Source organism: Sphingobacterium pedocola (assembly GCF_015209965.1).
Lineage (GTDB): Bacteria > Bacteroidota > Bacteroidia > Sphingobacteriales > Sphingobacteriaceae > Sphingobacterium > Sphingobacterium pedocola.
On record NZ_MU158691.1, the window covers coordinates 311,254 to 333,185 of the forward strand.

General features: G+C 40.1%; 18 protein-coding genes. 9 read left to right on the forward strand and 9 right to left on the reverse strand.

Annotated features, from left to right (window positions below):
* Positions 1–81: 81 nt before the first annotated feature.
* Positions 82–504, reverse strand: a complete 423-nt coding sequence (locus tag C4F40_RS17275; RefSeq protein WP_231390110.1) for a hypothetical protein — start codon at positions 502–504, stop codon at positions 82–84.
* A gap of 440 nt (positions 505–944) precedes the next feature.
* The gene (locus tag C4F40_RS17280) at positions 945–3,908 is read right to left on the reverse strand and encodes a type I restriction enzyme HsdR N-terminal domain-containing protein (protein ID WP_196940668.1); all 2,964 of its coding nucleotides are present in this window, start codon (positions 3,906–3,908) and stop codon (positions 945–947) included.
* A gap of 759 nt (positions 3,909–4,667) precedes the next feature.
* Between C4F40_RS17280 and C4F40_RS17285 the strand changes: the two genes are divergently transcribed.
* On the forward strand, positions 4,668–6,110 hold the full coding sequence (locus tag C4F40_RS17285) for a hypothetical protein (RefSeq protein WP_196940669.1): 1,443 nt from the start codon (positions 4,668–4,670) through the stop codon (positions 6,108–6,110).
* 463 nt (positions 6,111–6,573) lie between these two features.
* On the opposite strand, the gene C4F40_RS17290 is transcribed toward C4F40_RS17285, so the two are convergent.
* Together C4F40_RS17290 and C4F40_RS17295 are read right to left on the reverse strand one after the other, a co-directional pair.
* Positions 6,574–7,329 (reverse strand): hypothetical protein, encoded by a 756-nt coding sequence (locus tag C4F40_RS17290; RefSeq protein ID WP_196940670.1) that lies wholly within the window; start codon positions 7,327–7,329, stop codon positions 6,574–6,576.
* Complete coding sequence (locus tag C4F40_RS17295) at positions 7,326–7,850, reverse strand: hypothetical protein (protein WP_196940671.1); 525 nt, start codon at positions 7,848–7,850, stop codon at positions 7,326–7,328. Before C4F40_RS17295 ends, C4F40_RS17290 begins: the two co-directional genes overlap by 4 nt.
* Before the next feature lie 613 nt (positions 7,851–8,463).
* Between C4F40_RS17295 and C4F40_RS17300 the strand changes: the two genes are divergently transcribed.
* The 3 genes from C4F40_RS17300 to C4F40_RS17310 are packed head-to-tail and all read left to right on the forward strand — an operon-like array spanning position 8,464 to position 14,444.
* A complete protein-coding gene (locus C4F40_RS17300) occupies positions 8,464–9,870 on the forward strand; it encodes a TlpA disulfide reductase family protein (protein ID WP_196940672.1) in 1,407 nt (468 codons plus the stop codon).
* Between the two features lie 6 nt (positions 9,871–9,876).
* Entirely contained in the window at positions 9,877–13,065 is a 3,189-nt protein-coding gene (locus C4F40_RS17305; RefSeq protein ID WP_196940673.1) for a SusC/RagA family TonB-linked outer membrane protein, read from the forward strand.
* Between the two features lie 11 nt (positions 13,066–13,076).
* Entirely contained in the window at positions 13,077–14,444 is a 1,368-nt protein-coding gene (locus C4F40_RS17310) for a RagB/SusD family nutrient uptake outer membrane protein (RefSeq protein WP_196940674.1), read from the forward strand.
* A gap of 53 nt (positions 14,445–14,497) precedes the next feature.
* On the opposite strand, the gene C4F40_RS17315 is transcribed toward C4F40_RS17310, so the two are convergent.
* From C4F40_RS17315 to C4F40_RS17335, 5 genes are all read right to left on the reverse strand, one after another.
* Positions 14,498–14,872: a hypothetical protein gene (locus C4F40_RS17315; RefSeq protein ID WP_196940675.1), complete on the reverse strand. Its 375-nt coding sequence runs from the start codon at positions 14,870–14,872 to the stop codon at positions 14,498–14,500.
* A gap of 90 nt (positions 14,873–14,962) precedes the next feature.
* Positions 14,963–15,955 (reverse strand): helix-turn-helix domain-containing protein, encoded by a 993-nt coding sequence (locus C4F40_RS17320; protein WP_196940676.1) that lies wholly within the window; start codon positions 15,953–15,955, stop codon positions 14,963–14,965.
* Between the two features lie 54 nt (positions 15,956–16,009).
* Entirely contained in the window at positions 16,010–16,894 is an 885-nt protein-coding gene (locus tag C4F40_RS17325; RefSeq protein WP_196940677.1) for a hypothetical protein, read from the reverse strand.
* The gene (locus tag C4F40_RS17330) at positions 16,788–17,456 is read right to left on the reverse strand and encodes a hypothetical protein (protein WP_196940678.1); all 669 of its coding nucleotides are present in this window, start codon (positions 17,454–17,456) and stop codon (positions 16,788–16,790) included. Before C4F40_RS17330 ends, C4F40_RS17325 begins: the two co-directional genes overlap by 107 nt.
* 3 nt (positions 17,457–17,459) lie before the next feature.
* Positions 17,460–17,699, reverse strand: a complete 240-nt coding sequence (locus tag C4F40_RS17335) for a hypothetical protein (RefSeq protein ID WP_196940679.1) — start codon at positions 17,697–17,699, stop codon at positions 17,460–17,462.
* Positions 17,700–17,828: 129 nt separating this feature from the next.
* Between C4F40_RS17335 and C4F40_RS17340 the strand changes: the two genes are divergently transcribed.
* The 5 genes from C4F40_RS17340 to C4F40_RS17360 all read left to right on the forward strand — a co-directional run bounded on the left by C4F40_RS17340 (position 17,829) and on the right by C4F40_RS17360 (position 21,897).
* The gene (locus tag C4F40_RS17340; protein WP_196940680.1) at positions 17,829–18,593 is read left to right on the forward strand and encodes a LytR/AlgR family response regulator transcription factor; all 765 of its coding nucleotides are present in this window, start codon (positions 17,829–17,831) and stop codon (positions 18,591–18,593) included.
* On the forward strand, positions 18,586–19,734 hold the full coding sequence (locus C4F40_RS17345; RefSeq protein ID WP_196940681.1) for a histidine kinase: 1,149 nt from the start codon (positions 18,586–18,588) through the stop codon (positions 19,732–19,734). The genes C4F40_RS17340 and C4F40_RS17345 overlap by 8 nt, the downstream gene beginning before the upstream one ends.
* 231 nt (positions 19,735–19,965) lie before the next feature.
* Positions 19,966–20,520 (forward strand): TetR/AcrR family transcriptional regulator, encoded by a 555-nt coding sequence (locus C4F40_RS17350; protein ID WP_196940682.1) that lies wholly within the window; start codon positions 19,966–19,968, stop codon positions 20,518–20,520.
* Positions 20,521–20,605: 85 nt separating this feature from the next.
* Positions 20,606–21,022 (forward strand): hypothetical protein, encoded by a 417-nt coding sequence (locus tag C4F40_RS17355; protein ID WP_196940683.1) that lies wholly within the window; start codon positions 20,606–20,608, stop codon positions 21,020–21,022.
* Between the two features lie 113 nt (positions 21,023–21,135).
* Entirely contained in the window at positions 21,136–21,897 is a 762-nt protein-coding gene (locus tag C4F40_RS17360; RefSeq protein ID WP_196940684.1) for an SDR family NAD(P)-dependent oxidoreductase, read from the forward strand.
* Positions 21,898–21,932: the final 35 nt, after the last annotated feature.

The window sequence follows — 21,932 nt, forward strand, 5'->3', positions numbered from 1 at the left end:
TGTTATTTTTTTACTCCATACCATAATCAAACCGCGCATTGATTCTTTTTTTGTCCAGCCTCGGAGGACATTCGCATCACATTAATCAGAGCTAGCAGCTAATTCAATTTCCTCACAGTGGATCCGTATTACTAGTCCGTTTTCAAAAAAGTAAAGAATATCGTCTCCATCATTTGGTTTTGGTTGAGAAACAATGCTGTCATTGAATTCTCTTGCTGCTGATGGAAAAAATGTAAATTCTCCTAAACAACAATCATCTTCATAAATGCTTTTTTCCTTTTGTTCAATAACTCTCAAAAAAGTCACGCCCCTATGTGTCAAAACTAAACTTGAAAATTCGTTTTTGTCAACCCAGTCACCATTTGATTTTTTCCAATGTAGTTTAATTTCTCTTTCCGCTACGTTGTAGTCAAAATTTACAAAATCAAAATCGTTATGCAGGTCGATGAATCGTCCTGCCGTACTTAATGCGTGATTGTCTTTTATCTCAAAATTTACTTTCATCGTCATGTCGTCCAAAAATAGCATATAACGTTTTTACACATCCTCTTTACAGAGCAATCGGTTCTTTCGGTGCGTTGACCGTAACCTCATACAGCACCTAACTCTCACCATCTTCCTTGAATTCATTCAAATATTGCATTACCAACTTTGCAAAAACACATATGGAGGCAGTATTTTCAACTGGATTCACCCTAGGATACGTTTTATCAATAAAGAGCACGGGACAAAGTCCACGCGCCAGCGATTTGCATATACCGGCGACAGCGGAGGTCTATTTTTTTACGTTTTATGTGGAGCCTTTAGTTACTAAATAAACTACCTTGTTTCAAAAGTAACTCTACTTTTAATTTGGTTTGTTTGTGTTTAAATGCAACTTTCCGTTCTGCTCCAAAACTTAAAGGAACCAGAAGTTTTAATTAGCAAGACTCGATGTTAGCTTTTTAAATATATTCTTTGTGTTCTTTAAAAATATCCCTCATATCATCTTTAAGTAACTTGTAAACCCAGTTCCTAATAACGCAAAAGTCATCAACTTTTGAAGTGTTAAACTTATCAATTGTTTTAATCGGATTATGGTAGTCACTGTGAAGCAAATTATCAAAAGAAAACCCCCTTAGTATTGATACTTTGTCTATCTTGAATGCCTCGTCCATAGGAACATATTCCTTGAAAATAAATTTTGGCAGACCATCGTTTGATGAACGGTAACCAAAATAGCCCGATTTTAAAACATCTGCGTCTTGTAGATAAAAAAAGTACTCGTGGGGCATGGTGTTGTAAAACGACAATTGATCTTTAAATGTTGGAAATAAATATTCCACAAAATCTTTGTAACAATTCTCTAAATACCTGAAGAAACTTTCGATATATAATTTTGCTTGGTCTGCACTGTATTGCAAACATCTGCTTTTCCGAATATCTCGAATGTGATTTTCGTGGTTGAATTTCCTTACCTCAATTACAGATTTGTCGGGATACGGTAAATAATGCTTCTCTATTTTGTTGTATCCCTTCTTTTGTAAAATGTTAACGATTTTAGACAGCTCTTCAAAAGGCGGAAAGTCGCCAGTAATATTTAGTTTAGGTATATCAATGTTGTTGCTAACTGCTTCTTCTACCATTTGATGAATAGCACTTGATTGGACGCTATAGTCTATTCGACGGTAGTGCTCATAAGCTCTAAACCTAAAAATTCTATTTTGTAAGTCTTGTAAATCAATCGGATAGGTTAACTCTAATCTAGGTAGGTAAAAATCATCTAATTTATCATTATAGCCTAATTGCCGATAATAGTAATAGATTACTAAAGACATTTGCTCCATTATCATTATATCAGAATTGTATGAGCTAAGCCTGCCTTTTTGAATGATATCTTTTAATTGTTTAAAAATCTCCTTTTTAACAACTTTACTTTGATCAGCTACTAATAGTGAGTAATTACTTCCATGAACGGTTTCTACTCCAATTTCAAACAATCTACTATTCCAATAGTCACGTGAAAAGGCATCTTGAAGGTTTTCGAACAATAGTTTTTCAGATGCTCCAGATTTTATGGGGAATAGTGCATAGCCATCTCTTTTTATTAGATCAGTTGGTAACACAATGCCAATTTCACCATCTGTTTTCGGAAGAAACAGCTTCTTTGAATTTTTAAAGTTTTCTTCCAAATAGGAATTGTAACTGTCTACATACGCAAGAGCCTTGTCTTTTTTATATTTTACCAACACATACTTATGACTTTTACTTGCATTTTCCAAGTAAAACTCAATCGCACTTTGGCCAATATAATTCCTGTAGAAATCGTCAAGTATCTTATAAAATTCATTATCGCTAAGTTGGTCTAATTTGTAAGAGTGAAAACATATAACGTAATCCCTAATTTTAGAATAATAGAAAGAGATATTATAGGAATCCTCTTTGTTCGATTTTGTAAGTATATTTCTAGCAAATAAATCCTCGGGCAACGTTTCATTTAAAGAAAAATTTAGGTTTTCTAGCAAAGTTATAATCTCTAAACCATCTTGATAATATGCATCCAGTTCATCGTATTTGTGATTTATTAATACTGTGCCTATTTTTGAAAGGACTCTCATGCCGGTTTGAAAGTCAATGGTGGTTTTTTCAAAGGATTTTTTTAAATAAGATTTTATTAAGTTCTTATCATCGATTTTTTCTGGTATTTGTTTTTGACTGTAGACTTCACTAAATATCCTCAAAAAGAAACCATTTCTTAAATCTTTCAAAATTTTCAAGGAAATTTCGCCCTTAAAACCAAACGTCTTTTGGTACAAAGGAACTATGCTTTTTAATTCTTCTTCACTGAAATCCTCCAGTAAAAATCCTGGATTATTGGCTAGACTTGCAATTGGCTGATGAAATTTCTTCAATTCTTCAAATAAATGAGTATGTGTACCATTTATTTGAAGAATATTTTTCCAGATATTGGATTTGCAGCTAATGCAAATTTTCACCTTTTCTAAGTTTCTTGTCGTCATAGCAATTTCACTCAATTCAAGTGAAATATTCGTATTAACACTTTCATCTATTGCGTCAATGAACAGAAACACATTTTTATCTACAAGTCTTCCTAATTCGTCGAGTTTCTTCAGAACACCGTTGCTTTCATTTTTACTGGAAAAAACACCATTTAAGTCCTGTGCGATGTGCTCCAATGGTGATTTATGGATAATTGCTGCATTGTAGAAGAATACAAAGTTGTTTTCCAAGCTTTGAAGTGCTAAGGAACACATTGTATTTGTCTTGCCAACTCCAGCTGTTCCGACTATAGCAAAAAAAGATGCCTTACAATTGACAAAGTTGTGGAAGGAGGATTGCAAGTTCCTTCTTTGAACATAAAGATCTTTTACAAACTTAGAGGTTGGTTCATCTATATTCCCAATAGTTGGCCCCATTCTATCTTGAACTTGGTTCTTACAGAATATCTTCAAATTTTTGTCTGAAAAAGAGATAAAGTTTTTTAATGCCTCGTATCTTATCCGTAACTCTTCGTCCGTTGATAGTTTATAGCCGTTTTTCCAAAAATCTGAATGCTCAGAAATCTTTTTACCGGTAAGCTCCAGTCTTGAAATCGAATCAAATATTTTTGTTGTTTTTCCATTGGTAATTATCGTAAAAGGTGCAATATCGTCAATAAGAGCTCTTGCGTAAGAAATTCCCTGATCTATGTCTTTTTGTAAGATATCCACAGAATCTTTTTTCAGTTCGATAATAAAAAGGTTTTTACCATTTCTTTTACACAGCACATCTGATCTGCCATTGATTATGTGTTGAGTCTTTCCAAGTCTGATTGAAAACGATTTTTCTAATGAAATTTCAGAAAGATCAAAGCCAAGGTCATTTAAGAAAGGTAAAATTAGTTTTCCTCTAATTTCTTCTTCATTCATTAGTATCATTTTGCGATCACTTTTAGTATCCAGTGGGACTTCAAAAATACAAATACTTATGATAAATTGATTACGAGAGGGTTCATTTTGAGTATCTATAGGATGTCTAGCAACTGTTGAGACCTTTTTGTAAAATCTCTATCGTTAATAAATATCCATTTTCAGTCTTTTTTGAGATGTTGATTAAGATATCAATAAGTGCATCCGTTGTAATATTTAAGATTGGTTGCTTTTTAATATGCTAAACCTGATTCTTTAAACTCATGTAAAGATATTCCCCGGCAATCTCCAATAGCTTTACTAAGTACGGCTTTGTTGAATTTAGATCGTCAAGCTTTTTAATCGTTTTTGTATTGTAAAGCTGGTCAAAGCTTAAATGCGCTTTTAAAAAATCATCTTTTTGAACATTTCTCTGATATTTGAAGTTATGTTCGCCAATAAATCCCCAGTACTCATGAATGGAGGCTTCAAGGTAAATGGAATCCTTACTGCAAAGGCCATGGCCAACAAAACCTCTAAGTTTACCAATTGCTAAATAATTCGTTCAGGTAATGGTTTAACATTAGAGATTGAGAAGATAAGTAAAATCATTATTTTTATTATATCTATATTCGAAAAAGCCGATCACTATTTTATTCTGTATCTAATTCGCATATTATCTCAATGGTAATATTTGTAAGCTCTTATAAGAGAGCTCTTATCTTTACCTAAAGGTTTAGACAAAATTCACTTAACTTAGAGAGGTTAAAAAAATAATATATGTTAGAACCGGATAAGGTCGTAATGAACATAATTGATATCATCGAAAACGGAAAGCCTATTTATAAAATGGCGACAACAATACCTGGGATTGCTATTGAATCTTCTTTTCGAATTCTTGAGAATGGAAATTATGATTTGGCTATGATTACTCAGCCCGAAGAGCATAAAAAAGGAATTAACTTAGATTATTTTTTTTGCAAGCCTTTCTGTTTAGTCACTCAGGACGGAATGCATATATTTGTCTACAATCATAATGTTGTAAGAGGATCCATTGGGCTGGATACTAGTATTCCCTGTAAATGCAACGTCGAAATAAGCTCCTTCAAAGGAGACGCAGACGATTCTCTATGGAATAATTCTCGACAAAGAGCATACATTAAGTATGATTCTAAGACATTTAATGCTTACACTTCGGGACTTATATTTGATCATACTACAGGATCTGAGGATAGGGGGTTTTATAATGCAGTAACTCTAAAAATCGATGAAACAGAACTGCTCTTTTACCATGAACAGCTTGAGAATGGCACAGGTCTTTTTGTCATCTGGCCGAAAAACAAAATTGATTTTGATGTCTTTCAACCTATGGTAAGTGCAACTATAACTGCATATGGCTTACTTAATGGTTTCTATATGCTAGACTCGATTTATTACATTACGGTAAAAGATCTGCCAAATAAAAGTATAACCTCTTTTTATTACGAAAATTCTAAGGCTGGTATTCAATCAGGAAATCCCATTTTAGACTCTGGAAGTTACGCTGATATACCAGAAACGGAGAGAAAATTAACTTCAACGCAATTTAACAAGCTGGTTAACCTTTTTTTAAAAGATGAGGACTGCCAACGTACAGCCTATCTGCTTATTGAAGCAGGATCCCTAAACGATACAGCTAAAGCCTCGATCGGTGCAGTAGCATTGGAAACAATTACTAGAAAAATATGTGAAAAGGAGTCTGACGCTAAAATTATAGCTGATTCTTCCCTTATATCAGGTATAAAGCACAAACTCAAAAAGGTTTTGAAGGAATACAACGAAATCCTGACCAAGGAACAATTTCAATTATTGACGACCAAAATTGATCTGATGAACAGTAAGCCCAATAGTAACAAACTTACAGCCCCATTTGATCAGCTAGGAATTTTGCTTTCTGCAGAGGAGCTAGAATGCATCAAAAGCCGTAATTTCTTTCTGCATGGCAACCTTCCAAAGAAAAAAAACTCTGATTTAACAAACCAGGAGTTACTCAGTGTTATGGCAAACCGGCTTGTCATGCTCAGTGCGATGCTGTTATTAAAATCAGTGGGCTATGATGGATATATTATAGACCGAGGCATTACAGATGTCATTAAATTGAGAATGGTCATGCAGGGTTTGAAGGTACGAGGTGGAAACAGTTTGAGGCACATTACTAAACCTAATAATTTGAAAGAGGATTGATGTTTAATCGGATACGAACTTAATTCATTATCTATTAGGGTTTTGTAAGTTTCGATAACGCAAATCTAAAGATTCTTACCTTTCTAACGACTGTTAATTTAAATATCTTATCGACGTAGAATTCAAGAATTAACCTAAAAAGCCATGTGGCAGTGTTTGGCTGCACATGGCTTTATTTGTGAACCCACTGGTACAGAATTCGAACCATTTATTGGAGGATTTGCGGCGATTGAACCAACTGAAAAACATTCCTCAACATGATTTTAATGGAGCCAAGGTTAATAAATTGAAACCTGCTAATCTCCCTTTTTCCAGCGCAGATTCATCTCTTATCTAGTATGTCATAGTAAAAAATCAATAAAGTCAAGATAGTTATGTAGGTCGATATGCCGCCTTGCGGTAGTCAAAGCATGGTTGTATGTTATGTCGAAATTTACTTTCATTGGTGAAATTTGTTAAACTACTATGTCATTTCTTCACTCAGCGCTATTTTTGCCCTTCTCTCCAATGACTTGAAGACAGATTCCAACGCTTTGTCATTCAATTTTTGATAATGATTCTCCAGTCCTATTTCAATATTTCCGATCCATTTATGGAAGTCTGGACTATTATGCGCATCTCTGATAAAGTGCAGCGTGGTTTTGATATCAGTGATCGCTGCGCTCGTACTTTCATAAATGTCAATTAATTCTTTAAATATACTTCTAAGCTCGTTATTTGCTAAACCGATTGCTGAGACCCGCATGATGGGAAGAATATCTTTTAATTCTTCGTAATATTTACTTCTACTATAGTCGTAAACTTCAGCATGGAACTTCAATTCTTTTGAGTGCTTAACTTGTTCAAAGTGTTTTTCATGCTTAATATATTCGTTTTCTAAAAGGAATGGTGATCTTTCATCTTGTGCAAAGCAGATTTTTTTGATTACGTAAATACAGTTGGTCAAGTTGGCTTTTGCATTAATTTCAATCTCGAACTGTTTCTCATTTCTCCATTTTGTTAGAGCAATAAATGCAGCTATCGCGGTAGCGACGGTTGCGATCACTATAACCCAATCACTGACAGTACCCCACACATGAGCTTTAAACGGAATCTGAAACATTCCAATCTCCGGATAGTACTTATTCATTACCAGCCAATTATTTACAAAAGCTATACCTCCAAAAAAACCGATAATTACTGCTGCAATTACGATTACTGTATTATCCCAATTTTTCATAACTTCCTCTTATATAAATTCGTTTTCTTTTTCTTAGTTGGAAGTAGATAGTATTCAATGAAATCAGATTTTTGTAGATCACTTGACAGATTAGTAAGTTTCAATCCTGGATAATATCTCCAGATAATCTTTTTAATAAATTTCAACTCTAATCCGTTGCTGGTAATAAATTCATCATCTTTTATCAAGATGTTGTCAATTATAAAAGGAACAGAAGGCGCATCAGACAATATCTTAGTGTATTCAACATTTCTCTTATGTTTCTTTTTTAGCATTTCACGTAAATCTTCTGGAGCAGCTTGTAATTCGGTGGTGAATTTTCTGAAGTCTGCAACAAAAAATTCGCAAGCTTTCTGAACCGTATGAGGAGTGAATGCATAGTTTTTCTCGCCAGAGAAAATATACTCAAGCCATCTTTTCGAAACTTCTAATATATTAGCGAATACTTCGATTGTTAACCCACTGTTTTTAAAGTGATTCTTAATGTTTTCCGTCGTTACTCTAGCATTGTAAGCTTTCATAACTACAAAAGAATATTTAAAATCAATTATTAATCCGCAAATAATTTCTTTTAATTAATTAAATTATGTACATTTGAATGTTGATAATCAAATAGATGTTTGATTATAGGTGTTTAAACTATAGAGTCTTGCGGCTACATTCTCACGCCGTAACGCAGGGCAGCAGAATAAACACCCATGTCTATACTTTTATGCTATATTTGCATATCAGATAGATGTGGGTCTGCTGTAATCCCGTGTTACGTAAGGCGTGAGAACTGAAAAGTAGCCACGGTTTGCAGGCCCACATGTATCAAAGGGCAGCCAACCAACAAGACTCGTTAACTATAACGAGTATGAGCCATAAAAAGCAATTTCAAAAAAATATTATTTCGGCCCCCGAGTAATCTCGGCAGGGCTTGTCCCCATTTGCGGACATTTTTAATCGATGAATGCGTGAACGATAACCGACAAGTTAACCTGATAAGCCGTAATGGCGCATTTCGATTTTAGTAATTAATTTTTTAACTGGCAGAGGCCGGTTTGTAAAGCTGTAACGTCCGTGAAGGTGAGATGTGTGTGGGAGAGGACTTAAGTTTTACGTCTTACCACCTTTGCTCAACACACCAAAAGAATGCGAAAATTACGCAAAGGGGAAAGCTATGCGCTATTGCGAGCGATAGGAGATGCCCTAAATACAACAATAAGATCGCCACTTCGCTGCGCTCATCGCGATGACGGAGATAAAAGAGGAGTAGTGGAACCAAAGCGGTGCATACAGCCGATAGTATACCACACAAAGCTGGTTACTTTAATAATTTCTTTTATATGTGTGTTGTTTAGTGATGCCCAGGCGCAGTCCGCTGGAGAGCGGGCTGTGATCGGGGCAGAAGACATCAAACCGCTTCAGATCGGGGATACTTTATCCGAGGCCTTATGGAATTTGCCGTTGCGGGTGGTAAAGCATCCCGACGGTAAGGATTTTATTAGACTTAGTGATTATCGGAACAAGAAACTGATTATCCTCGATTTCTGGGCAACCTGGTGTGGCAGCTGTATCTCCTCCATGCCGAGACTCGACAGTATCGCACATGAACTTAGCGATAATCTTGTATTACTGGCGGTTACTACAGAAGATTTTTCACGGGTAGCAAAATTTATGCGTACGAATGCGGTGCTTAAGAAGCTGGCACCGCTATCCATAACAAGTGGAAATGTGCTGTCAAATTATTTTCCCCACAGCAGCGTCCCACATATAGTTGTCGTAGATAATGGTGTTGTAAAAAGTTTTACGTCGCCTGATAGACTGAACCGGGAAAATCTGCTTTTGGCGATCAACGATGGGAGCAAAAGCTGGTCTGAAAAATTCAACTACCGACATCAAGTTTTTCCGGTTAAATCGTCTTATGTTTCGTCAGACCATTTTTATACCGTGTTTTCGGGATATGCTGAAGGTCTGGAAAGTAGGAGTGGAATGTTTATTGATTCGTTGGCATCAACAAAGCGTTTTTATGCATGGAACTTACCGGTATACCAATTTCTCACACTTGCACTTGGCCGCGTAGCGATTCCAAAGTCACTGATTGAACTGCAAGACGGCGTAGACAGTAGCTTCTTTTTCAACAGTCCGATTACCTATGAGGCAACCTTTCCGAGCTCCTCTGATAAGATAGAAATGGAAAAATACATATTACATGATCTCATGCGCTATACAGGTTATACAGGAAGTCTGCAACAGAAGAATCTACCCTGTTGGGTGATATACAGATCGGATGATAAATCAGAAAGTCCCGCCATCGATAACGATCAAGGTATCACGATTCGGGAGCTCATCCGGCCGATCAATAATATGTCCGGAGCGACACCGGTAATGGCGGAGGGGGATATCAGGCAGTTACGGATCAGCCGGGATGCTTTGGATGTACCGCTGGACTTTGAAACATTCCGCGTTTTCCTAAATAAACACGGCTTTGATTTACGTAGGGATACCAGTGATTTCACCATGTTGTCCGTTTCGGCGGGCAGTACATCAATTAAATAAACCTTTATGAAAACAAAAGTAAATTATATTGCACTTGCATTTCTCGTTCTGCTAAGCCTGAAATTAAGTGCGCAAAGTAGAACGGGACAGATTATCGTTTCGGTTGTAGACAGCACAACCAACGAACCTATCGGTAATGCGTCACTAAGGTTGCTGCCCCAGAATGTGTATGTGAAGGGGGAAGCTAGCGGCAAGTTCACCGTAAACCCAAATCCAGATTCGAAAGCAATCGAAGTGAAGCACATCGGATACCGTGCCGCTGTCTTACCATTGAGTGATATAGGCCTAGAAGTTACCGTGCGGCTCGCACGCGAGTGGAATGTACTGGACGACGTGGTTGTGCAGACAGGCTACGAAGCAATTTCGGCTAAGAGAAATACGGGATCAGTAGAGCAGATCAGTAACACTTCTTTTAACCGATCAAGCAGCCCAGATTTAATAAAGAGACTTGCCGGCGTTTCTACTATTTTATTTAACGATTGGAATACCAGCGTGAACAGGAGCGGTGCAGAGCCAAAGATCAACATCAGGGGCGAAACCTCGTTACTTGGCGATGCTTCACCACTCATTATCGTAGATAATTTTCCGTACGAAGGTGCACTCAGCAGTATCAACTTGGACGAGGTAGAAAACGTGACGGTTTTGAAGGACGCTGCTGCGTCTGCAATATGGGGAGCAAGGGCCGGTAATGGCGTAATCGTGATTACGACGAAAAAAGGCAAATTTAATATGCCTACACAGATCGAATTTAATAGTACACTTCGTCTGGTCGAAAAGCCAAACCTCTTTTACCTACCCGTGGCTTCAAGTGCTGATTATATCGAAATAGAAAAGATGCTGTTTCAAAACAAATTTTACAATAATGATGAACAGAGCTTTACGCGTACCGCGTTGTCGCCCGCAGTAGAACTATTGATAAAACACCGCGACAAGCTCATAGACGATGAAACGTTGAACAGCGAATTGGAAATGCTTGCACAACATGACGTGAGAAATGATTTTCGCGACTATGTATACCGAAAGGAAATGTACCAAAGGCATACTTTAAGCGGTAGCGGAGGAAATGAAACGTTTCGCTTCCGTATTTCCGGAGGGTATGAAAGAAATATGGGCAATACGAGGGGCGATAGCAACGATAAGTTTACCATACGGTCGGAAAATGAAGCGAATATTTCCAAAAAAGTATCGGTGCAGATAGGACTGAATTATGCACAGACCCAAGTGCGGACGGGAGGTCTGGTTCAATACGGTAACCTGCGCGCCGGAGGACGTGACCTTTACCCATACGCCCGACTGGCCGATTATGAAGGTAATCCACTGCCTATTGCGAGAGACTATCGCGAATCCTATATTGCTACAGCGGGCGAGGGAAACTTACTGGATTGGAGATATGTGCCGCTGCAGGAATTAATGGACGGCAATCAAAAAAATAATGATATCCTATTAAATCTTGGACTTCGCTATAAAGTGGCAAAAAACTTGTCAGCAGAAATTAAATACAATTACCAGCACAGTGGTTTAGCTGTAAGTTATCTCGAGGGTATAGACCATTATGAAACCCGCAACCTTATCAATCGCTTTACGGTCATTAACGGCGAACAGGTTGTACATAATTTCCCATTGGGAGGTGTACTGCGGGAAACAAATACAAATCAGGCGAACCAGAACGGACGACTACAGCTAAATTGGAACCCGACATTTGGAAAACACACCATCACTACGCTGGCTGGTGCGGAAGTTAGGCAATCGAATGTACGCCTAAGCCAGCATACTACTTACGGATATGATAAAGACAGACTGACCTCGAGTCCGATAGACTTGATTAATTTTTACCCAACGTTTGATAATATCGGAGGGCAATCGTTGCTCGCATTTAACCCCACATCATTTGGTGAGACTGTATTCCGCGATGTCTCCTTTTTTGCAAATGGAATTTACAGCTACGATAACAGGTATATCCTGTCTCTGAATGCCCGGAGAGATGCGTCGAACCTGTTAGGTATGGAGACTAACGAACGCTGGAAGCCCTTATGGTCAATCAGCGGAGCATGGAACGTTAACGAGGAAATCTGGTTTGACGTGGGAGCTATTGATAGGTTAAAACTGCGTCTTTCCCATGGATACAGTGGTAACATCGACAAATCAAGGTCGGCACATACCATCCTGCGTTTTGCCGGAAGATACCATCTCACGCAATATCCTTATGCATTTATCGAAAACCCGCCTAATCCCGCCCTACAATGGGAGACTGTTGCGACCACAAATATTGGACTGGATATGGGGCTGCTCAACGACCGTGTGCGAATGACCATTGATCTTTACAAAAAGAACACGACGAATCTATTAGGAATGGCGCCTATTGATCCCACCACAGGATTTTCAAATGTCGTATTGAATAATGCGGCGACTGCCGGTAAAGGTGCCGAATTAAATATCTCTTCCCGCAATATCACTTCTGGGCCATTCGAATGGTCATCGTCGCTATTGTTCGCGTACAATGAAACCAAAGTTGTCAAATGGCTTAATCCACTATCAACTGCCGGGGCATACGTGGGTAATGGCAGGTCCCTTAGTCCCTATGAAGGTAATCTACTGTATTCGCTCTATAGTTTTAAATGGGAAGGGCTTAATCCTGATAATGGTAACCCGATCGGTCGATTAAAAGGAGAGACTAGCGAAGACTATAGAGCGATTCGGCGGGAAAGCGAATTTGAAGAATTAGTGTATCATGGTTCGGCCATACCGCTTTATCATGGCTCCTTGCTTAATACGTTTAAGTGGCGGCAGCTGGCTGTATCCGCAAATATCGGATATAGGGCAGGGTACTATATCAGAAGAAACGCTTTGCATTATCAAGACCTGTTTTCCGGAAACAGCTCACACCGCGAATATAGCGAGCGTTGGCAGCAGCAAGGTGACGAACTGCATACCAATGTCCCGTCTATGGTGTATCCGGCGAATAGTGAACGCGATAATTTCTACCAGAATAGTGAGATCAATGTGGCCAAAGGTGATCACATACGAATATTAGATATTCGGGTGGATTATGCCATGAGCAGTAAGCTCCAGTTTTTTGCAACTATGGGGAATGTGGGGATTATATGGCGAGCAAACAAATGGGGAATTGATCCGGACTTTGCCAACAATATCCCGCAGCCCCGAAATTATGCAGCAGGTTTATCTTTTAAATTCTAATAAAATAGATCATGAAAAAAAATAATATACTGATGACAGCTTTACTTCGGACAGTGATTTGTCTGCTACTATTTACCCTACAAGGCTGCGAAAATTTTCTAGAGATCAGGCCGGATAAAAAGATGGTTATTGCGACAAAATTGGATGACCTGCAAGCTATATTTGATAATACCGGAGTGATAAAGCCGCAAGCTAATTTAGTGGAGGTTATTGCGGATAGTTATTATTTATCTGATGCTGATTATATGGCTCAGTCTGTTGTGACGCGTCAATATTATGTACGTGAAACGCCACTAATTGATTATTCTCAGGGTTGGACGAGTTATTATCGTACAATATTCTACGTTAATGAGATACTTGCAGGACTGCAAAAGATCGGTTATTCCGCTATTGAATTACCAAAAGCAAGACACTTAGAGGGTAGTGCACTTTTTGTGCGCGCATTGTCTTATTATCACCTCGCTCAGCTTTTTACAGTTCCCTACGATGACGCTACGGTTGTAAATGAAAAAGGTCTACCTTTACGGTTAAGCCCCGATTTTAATCAGGTTGTTAAAAGGAGTAGCCAGTTAGGGACCTATCAACAGATAATCGCAGACTTCAGAAATTCCATTAGATTATTACCCGTTACCAAACCCACTTATCCAACCAGACCCTGGAAAGCAGCAGCATATGCCGGTTTAGCAAATGTTTATCTCACCATGGAAAATTACGCACTGGCCGAGACCTATGCGGACTCCGTACTGCAAATTACCAACCAATTAATGGATTTCAGTATGCTAGATCAACAAGCGGAGGTTCCATTTTTACCGTATAATGCTGAGGTACTCTATTTTTCAAATTTTGGACAGGTTGGCCCCTTATCTAATCGTTTGCTGAATGTTGATACGCTATTGTACCGAAGTTACGCTGATGCTGATCTGAGAAAATCCGTTTATTTTAAGCTAAGGACTAACGGTACGGTGCAGTACAAAGGAGACTATCTCATACAGAATCAAAGCTTTTTTAATGGGCTAACTATTGCAGAAATGTTGCTCGTCCGCGCAGAATGCAAAGCTCGAAGAGGGGATAGCAATGGCGCAGCACAAGATCTTAAAAAATTAATGGATTCGCGATGGACAGCAAATCATTATGTTATTCCCGGTAACCTTAATGATGCTGGGATATTAAATTTGATACTGGAAGAGCGAAGAAGGGAGCTTGTTTTTAAGGGGAGACGGTGGTATGATATCCGAAGACTGCATGGAGCTTCTGACAAGTCGATCAAGTTGAGCCGAAAGATTGGAGATGAAACATACGAGATAAGCTCTTCTGATAATTCGCTTAATACGTTAAATATTCCTGATGAAGTACGGCAGCTAGGCGGGTATGATCAATAGAAGTAGCAAACACTGTCGAAAGAAAGAATTCGTTCGACAGTGTTTTGGAGTAATTAATCCTTCAAAAATACATGTGTAGTCGGATTCCTTTCTGCAGGGTCAGTATCTTGTAGATCTTCAAGATCACTTTCTAAACTCCCACTGATCTGTGGTCGTTTATCGTTGTCGGGTGCAGACGGATTGGCGATCGGTGCATTTACAGCACAAAGCTCGGTTCCTTCTTCACACTCCGTACCTGATGGAGAATATCGATATGCCTCCGGATCCGTCCAATCGGATCCACCTTGGAAAACGAATGTGCCCATTTGTTGGACCTTTACTTCACCCTCAGATTCTTCCTCAACCTGTGGTGTGTTCACGCCTTGGGTAGTACCCAGTAAAACCAAGACGGCGGCTATAAAGCCTGTTCCTAAATCAAATAGTTTCATTTTGATAACTTTTGTTAAACAAATGTAGGGTGCATCTACAACGTAATTATTATCCCATCCTTGAAAGGTTATTGTCTCATCCTTGAAAAATTACCTTTTTAGAAACTGTCTGGGTGTTAATCCAACTTCCCGTTTAAAAAATTTGCAGAAACCGGATATGTCTGCGAATCCACATTTTTCAGTTGTTATACGTATACTAAGTCCGTCGCGCAAATGTTTCTTGGCTCTTTCGGTAACAAGTTCGTTTACGTACTGTTGAAGGGACAGCCCTGTTTCATCCTTGAAAATAATCTGTAGGTAATTGAGGGTAATATTTAGCTTTTCGGCTATAGTATCAAACTTGCACTTGATGCCGTACGTTTCGGTATTAATATCGAGGATAATCTTCGCCGCATCTGCAACACTTTTTTTGTAATCATCGGGTTCATATTCCTGTTTAATCTTTTTCCGCGAGAGCTTAACCAACTCTTTCATGGTAACGATAATGAAAATCTGGCTATCTAGATCACCCTTTATCAGTCTGCTGCACAGCGCCTCTATATAGGTTTCTGTTTGTGCACCTACGAGAAAATCCACGCTCACGATTGGTTCAGCTGCCGCGCTACGATGGGCATCCAATAGCGGCTTCAGAAAATCAAAGGTTTCGTCGGCGCCATCATCGAATATGCCGATGCTGAAATAGAAATCGAACAATTGATACCGGCCCGCCGATAGATGCAACAAATAATCGCCCGGTGGTAGGTACACATACCGTGCCCGGCGTTCACCGAGCGCCATAATGTGCTTGCCTTCGTTATCGGTAAGGTTAAGGTGGCCTTTTGCACGCATCGCGTAGATGGCATAGACATCCCGCTGTTTTACCTGTACCGGGATGATAATATCTCTGTCGATCACCCAGTCGAAATGTTGCAGGTAGCCCAGATACCCTTTGAAATCCTGTTCAATACTGCTGCATGATCCCGTTCTTCGGTAAATAATCTCGCCATCCTGGATCTTCAGGGATGGAGCTAGTTTTCCGATCTCGGACTGTCGCAACGCCGGGCCGAAGATCGATTCTGTTTTAAATAAAGCGCTTTTTCGCATAATCATTGGTTTTAATGGGGTTAGTCCTCCTTTCCTTGTATTGAGTACAATCAATCAGGTGGTGCTTGTAACACTGTCCGGATTGTCCTCAAGCGGGGTTCGTTTATATGTGGTCGTTGTGTGTTTATAAGGATAGTACCAGGCGCACAGGTTGTACCAGATCATCAGCGCCGCGAAATGATAAAGGCCGATAAATAATCCGATGCCCAGGTGCAAGGCAATAGTGGTATACAAAATAACCTGTCGGTAGCGTTTCCCTAGCCAGGCGATGGGATGCATCAGTTCGATTAGTATCGTAAGTAAGCCAGCAACCATCCACAGGTAGGGCCATGATCCCGTAAAGATCGGTGCCGAAAGCAGTTCGCCGCTAAAGGGCTGATGGATGGCTTTCCAGATACCGCTGCCGTTCCACCAGCTCTCGCCAAATAATTTGCCCAAGCCTCCGAAAAAATAGACGACGACCAACTGGCACTGCAACAGCCGGATACCCATAAGCGACCAGCGATGGTGCGCTGCGGTTTTATCGCTACCGGGGTAAAACAAGACGCTGATAAACAGGCCGGTCTGTGCCAGGTAATCGACACCATAAGACCAGCTGGTCTCACTGAGAAAAAAAGCCTGATGGATAAACAGCAGTACGAAGGCGCTCGCGCGTACCGTCGGCGGCCAACAGAGCAGTAAACAAAGTGTAATGTATAGCAACGCAATAAGTTGTACGCTGAGTTGGGGAAAATGAAACAGAACCTCGGAAAGGCTCCAGCCTACGCCGGTACGCCAATGTGCAGCTATCGCTGCATCGATGACAGCATCTGCGCCATAATAATAGGGCAGGTCAGGCCATATCCGCGTCATTTCCACGGCGAGTAACAGGCCGATGCCAATGGGTAGGTATTGTAGGCCGCGAAGAAGCATCGTCGTGTGATTCTTCGTGTGCTTCATAATAAATGGTTTTTGTCTTAAAAAGTAATACATGTGTAGGTTTTACGTTAGCATCGCCCGATCCCACAGGTGGTATGCCCATGGCCAGGTAGCTGCAGGTAATGTGAAGGCCAGGATGGCGTGCGGCCATGTGCTGGCAGATGGATACGCCTAATGCCTTGGCGAGGGGCCGTACCTGGCTATCTTCATGAGGAGCGACTTTTAACAGCCACCCGCCGGCTACTTCCAGTAGGCTGCGGTATCGGATTCGACTGGCATGGCTGCGCAAGCCAGGGTCGGAGAGTAGGGTCTTCTGATCGCTAGCGGAGTCTTCCAGTACAAATAAGCTGTGGTAGCTACTACCCACTTCGGGTCCGTAAAAGCAATAGCTTCCATGGAGACCGGCCAGTTGGGCGAAGTAACGTACAGGCGGTAGATTTCGATACTGCATCAGTACGTCATGGTATAGCATAGGGGATTCATCCGGCTTGGCACCGGTACCGAGCAGTAGGATGTTGTGCAGGATACTGGTGCTAAGATGCCAGATAAAATAAAGGGTGCCTATGGTGTAAGGCCAGCGCATACCTTATTGCGCGTTGCGGGCAAGATACTCAATTAGTGGCGCATCGTGCCATCGGTCGTCTGGTTCTTGGGGGTACAAAAGGCGCGTGGATACGCCTTTGAGCGCATCGGGATCTGCATCCGCCAGGTAGATGATCTCTGCGTTCTCCAACAAAGAAGTGGTCTGTGCCGTTTCGTTTAGCGCGCTGAGGATTGCAAGGGTAAGCAGTGCAATTCCTGCAATAGTAATTTGAGTTGTCTTCATAACATTTTTTGTATTTATTCGCTTAAATTCTTTGTTTTTTTAATTTATTTTGAAGAAAGTGACGGAAAACATGCGGATTTGGTATTTTTTTTTATAACTTGAAAGTTTATTAACCAATAAGGAGTATTAATGATATGTTACTTAGCTATTGTTGTGGATGATGAACCTCATGCGGCCAGTAATCTTGCCCATAAGCTCGAGCTTACGGGTAAAGTACAGGTGGTGGGGAAGTTCGATGCTGCCTTGGACGCCATTGACTACCTGGATGCCACTGAACAGCGGATTCATTTTGTGTTCTGCGACATTGTAATGGAGGGTATGCGGGGTACGGACGCCGTCAGATTATTCCGTGAACGTGCAGACTGCGTCATACTTTATACGGGCAAACCCGAATATTCGTTGGATGGAGAAAGTCACTTGGCGGATGCAAAATTGCCTAAATCTGTCACACAGGCTGAACTGAATGAGACGATTGAAAATTTGATCAATCCACGAAATCCCAAAGCCCCGGTGCGGATTCCTACTTATATAAATATAAAAGCTATGCCCGTTACAAAAGAAGATATAGACCATACCGATAGGGACATTCGCATCGCCATCGCCGATCTGCTCTATGTCGAGCGTTCGGGCAACTATGTGCATTTCTATACGTTAAATCAACAGGGACAGATCGTCTTGACCGGCCGACTGAAAACGAGCATTATGGCCCTGTATCGCGAATATGAATCCACGAACCTGTTTTTGTACGTCAATGCCAGTCAGCTTGTCCATGTCAAGTTTATCATCGATCACTTAAAAGATGGTGTCACCGTCCCCGGATGGGCGTTTGGCATCTCGTCCAAAGGCAAGCCATATTATCGGCGTTATTTAAAACGGAAAGGGCTGGATGGATAGCGTACCCATAAAAAATCTAGCTAGCTTAAAGAAGTTAAAGGTAGCGCTCGCAGTTGGTGGCTTGCTGTTGCTTTGGCTATATCTTTATCAAATTGCACCACATGCTATTCAGGGGTCGAAGGAGTTTTTTACACTTCTTGCCTTTCACGTCGGGATCTTTGTGAGTTCGCGTTGGCTTATGGCTCCCCGGCTACGTAAGTCTCGCATCCGGTGGTGGTTTATCGTCTATGCACTACAATTGATGGTGTTTACGATCGCCATCATCGCCTTCAGCTTTTGGCAGGGGGCGCTAGAGTTTACCGGCCTAAAAAGTTTCTATATCAGCAACTTTTACCATATAACGTTTACATTTTTGATTCCGAGTGGATTGGGGCTTTTCCACTTTTTTCTACGCAGCGCTTTTAACGGCCGGAAACAACGTGCAGCTTCTAAGAAGCGAGAGGAACAACTGGAAGTGGAACGTGCAAGAGAGCGTGAAGCCTTCCAGGAGCAAGAGGCGCAATTATTGGCGGAACGCGCGAGAGAGCATGAAGCCTCAATGGAACTGGAGAAGCAGCTACGCGACGCACTTTTTAAATGGAATCAGCAGCGCTTAACGCCACATCTTGTATTTAATACGTTGACGACTATTGAGGAACTAAATCGTATACAGCACCCCGAAGCGAGCAAGGCGATCGAAATATTAGGTACCATATCCCGTTTTTATATGGCGCTTGAAAATCAGCTGTTCGTCTCTTTGGTGGATGAACTCGAACAGGTTGATCGCCTACTGTTGATCTATATTATCCGCAAAAGTAAAGCGATTTATATCGAGCAACACATCGATCGGTCTACGCTAGCCCGCAGGATCCCGGCGCTGCTCATCTTTAATCTATTGGAAAATACCTGCCAGTACGGCATCATTACACAGCAGGCAACGCCTGCAAGCTTGACCATAAATCCATGGAACGATAGTGGGGTACATATTGTTGTTTTTAACCATGTGGCCAAGCGGCCATTGCCGGAGGTGAAGCAGGGGCTCGGTCAGCTGGAGCATATGGAAGAGACGCTGAAGCTACTTCATCCCGAAAATCAGATCCATATCCGTAGAGATGAAAGCACCTTTACCGTAGAATTATTCTTGCATGGAGAAGACACGTAGCTAAAGATCCGAGGCCAACAGGAAAAATACCGTTAACGGTTGAGGTATTTTAAAAAACTCTTTTTTCCTATTGATGGATGAAGAGATGTTAATTAAATTAATATATTTCCTCTATAAATAGAATTTCAAAGGCAGAGGAGAGATCGAAAATTTGACTTTATATGTAACACGATTATAATTGCATATAAAGTCAAATTTATCTAAGTTTGTCTATCTATAGATAGGTAGACAATGGATACGAGAGACAAAATATTAGAAGTTACAGCCGAACTGGTCATGCGTGATGGGTACAATGCTTTTAGCTATAAAGATATTTCCAAAAAGATTGGCATTAAGACTTCGTCAATACATTACCATTTCCCAACCAAATCTGATCTTATCCTATCGCTTCTACAAGATGCTTGTGTAAAGCAAAATGAAATAATATCCGCGGTGGAGGCCAGCACACCTTTAAAAAAACTAGACGTGTTTATGGATTTCTATTTGTCTTTGGCGCGACAAGGAAAAATATGTTTGGTCGTAGCTCTTTTATCGGATATCAATAGCATGGATAGCCGGGTAAAAGATGAACTAAAATCCTTCTACGAATTATTGATCAATTGGTTGCAATCTATTCTTGAAGACGGCTTGAAAAGAGAACAAATGGTTTTTGCCACAACACCTCTTATAAAAGCGACGGAAATAATGAGCGCAGTGGCGATGATACCCATTCTTTCAAGAATTGGAACAGATCAATCTTTTGAGCAAATAGTTGAATCAATTAAGAATAGCATTATCAATAATTGATTAATCGGTATAAATAATTTTTACGCTCACTTCAAGCTCCTTGGGTTTGATACATTTAGTAACCAATACTATTACATATTTGGAAATGGACAAATCAGAAAACAGACAAAATGCTAACGCATGGCATATTGGAGAAGTAATTCGGGGCCTTGTCAAAGAAAAAGAAATTAAGACAGATGTCCTAGTTGCTTATCTTGAAATAAGTGATAAGGAGTTGGAAGAAATTTATCAAAACCATTCCATCGATATTAAAAAGCTGATTAAAATTTCAGAACTACTCAATTATAATTTGTTCGTATACTATCTCGACAATAATATCATCGGAGATTTGTTTGAAAATCAAATGAACGTACTTGACCCCCAGATAAAAAATCTAATTCTCAGCCTAGAAACAAAAAGCGAGGAAATAGCCCGATTAAAAATTCTGGCGGAAGCGCAGCGAAAAGTTATCGAATTATATGAAACGAAGGCGTACCTGCACGCCGACGGCCAAAAAAAATAAGTAGAAAAAAAATGTTCGAGATGTAATAATAAAATCATTTTTGTAAAATGGTTTTGTTTTATTGAACAGTGTTCAATACATTTGTGGCGTAAATATTTTTAATTTTTCATGAAATGAAAACAGCATTAATAACAGGCGCAAGTGGAGGCATAGGCTTTGAGGTTGCAAAACGTCTTGCAGCCCAGGATTATCGGCTCACTTTGGTAGCACGGAATGAACAAAAACTCAAATCGCTTCAAGAGCTATTGGGAACAGATACCCATACTATTCTGGTAGCAGATCTGACAAAAAAGGAAGATATCCAAAAAGTCAGCAATCAAGTCAGCACGCACGGCTATGACTTACTCATCAATAATGCCGGTGCCGGTGCATATGGCAAATTCGTTGAAATATCGCTTGAAGAGCAGTTAGACTCCATGGTGCTAAATATGGACGCAGTGGTAAGCTTATCGTATGCTTTTTTAAACCATGCGAAGCCCGGTAATGCTTTGGTAAATGTTGGGTCATTGCTTGCGCACTCATCGCTGCCAGGTGGTGCGGTGTATGCAGCGACAAAAGGTTTTGTAGCCAACTTTTCAGAATCCCTTTGGTACGAATTTAAAAATAAGGGTATATTTGTGACAGGCTTTAATCCAGGCGCTGCCGATTCGGATTTTCATTCCAATGCTGGACGGGAAACCAGCGTGTTTCCTAAATTTGTTGTCTCTTCTGTCGCAGAAGTAGCTGATGAACTAATCAATGCGCTGAATAACAGAAACAAGCCAAGAATTGTTCAAGGGTTTAAAAACAGAATGATGCTTTTTGGCTTCAGATTTTTGAGCAGAAAAGCGGCAGTAAACATTATGGGCCAACTAAGCCCGGGATTGCCACATTAAATGGTGCATTCCGGAGAACAAATTTTAAAGACGAA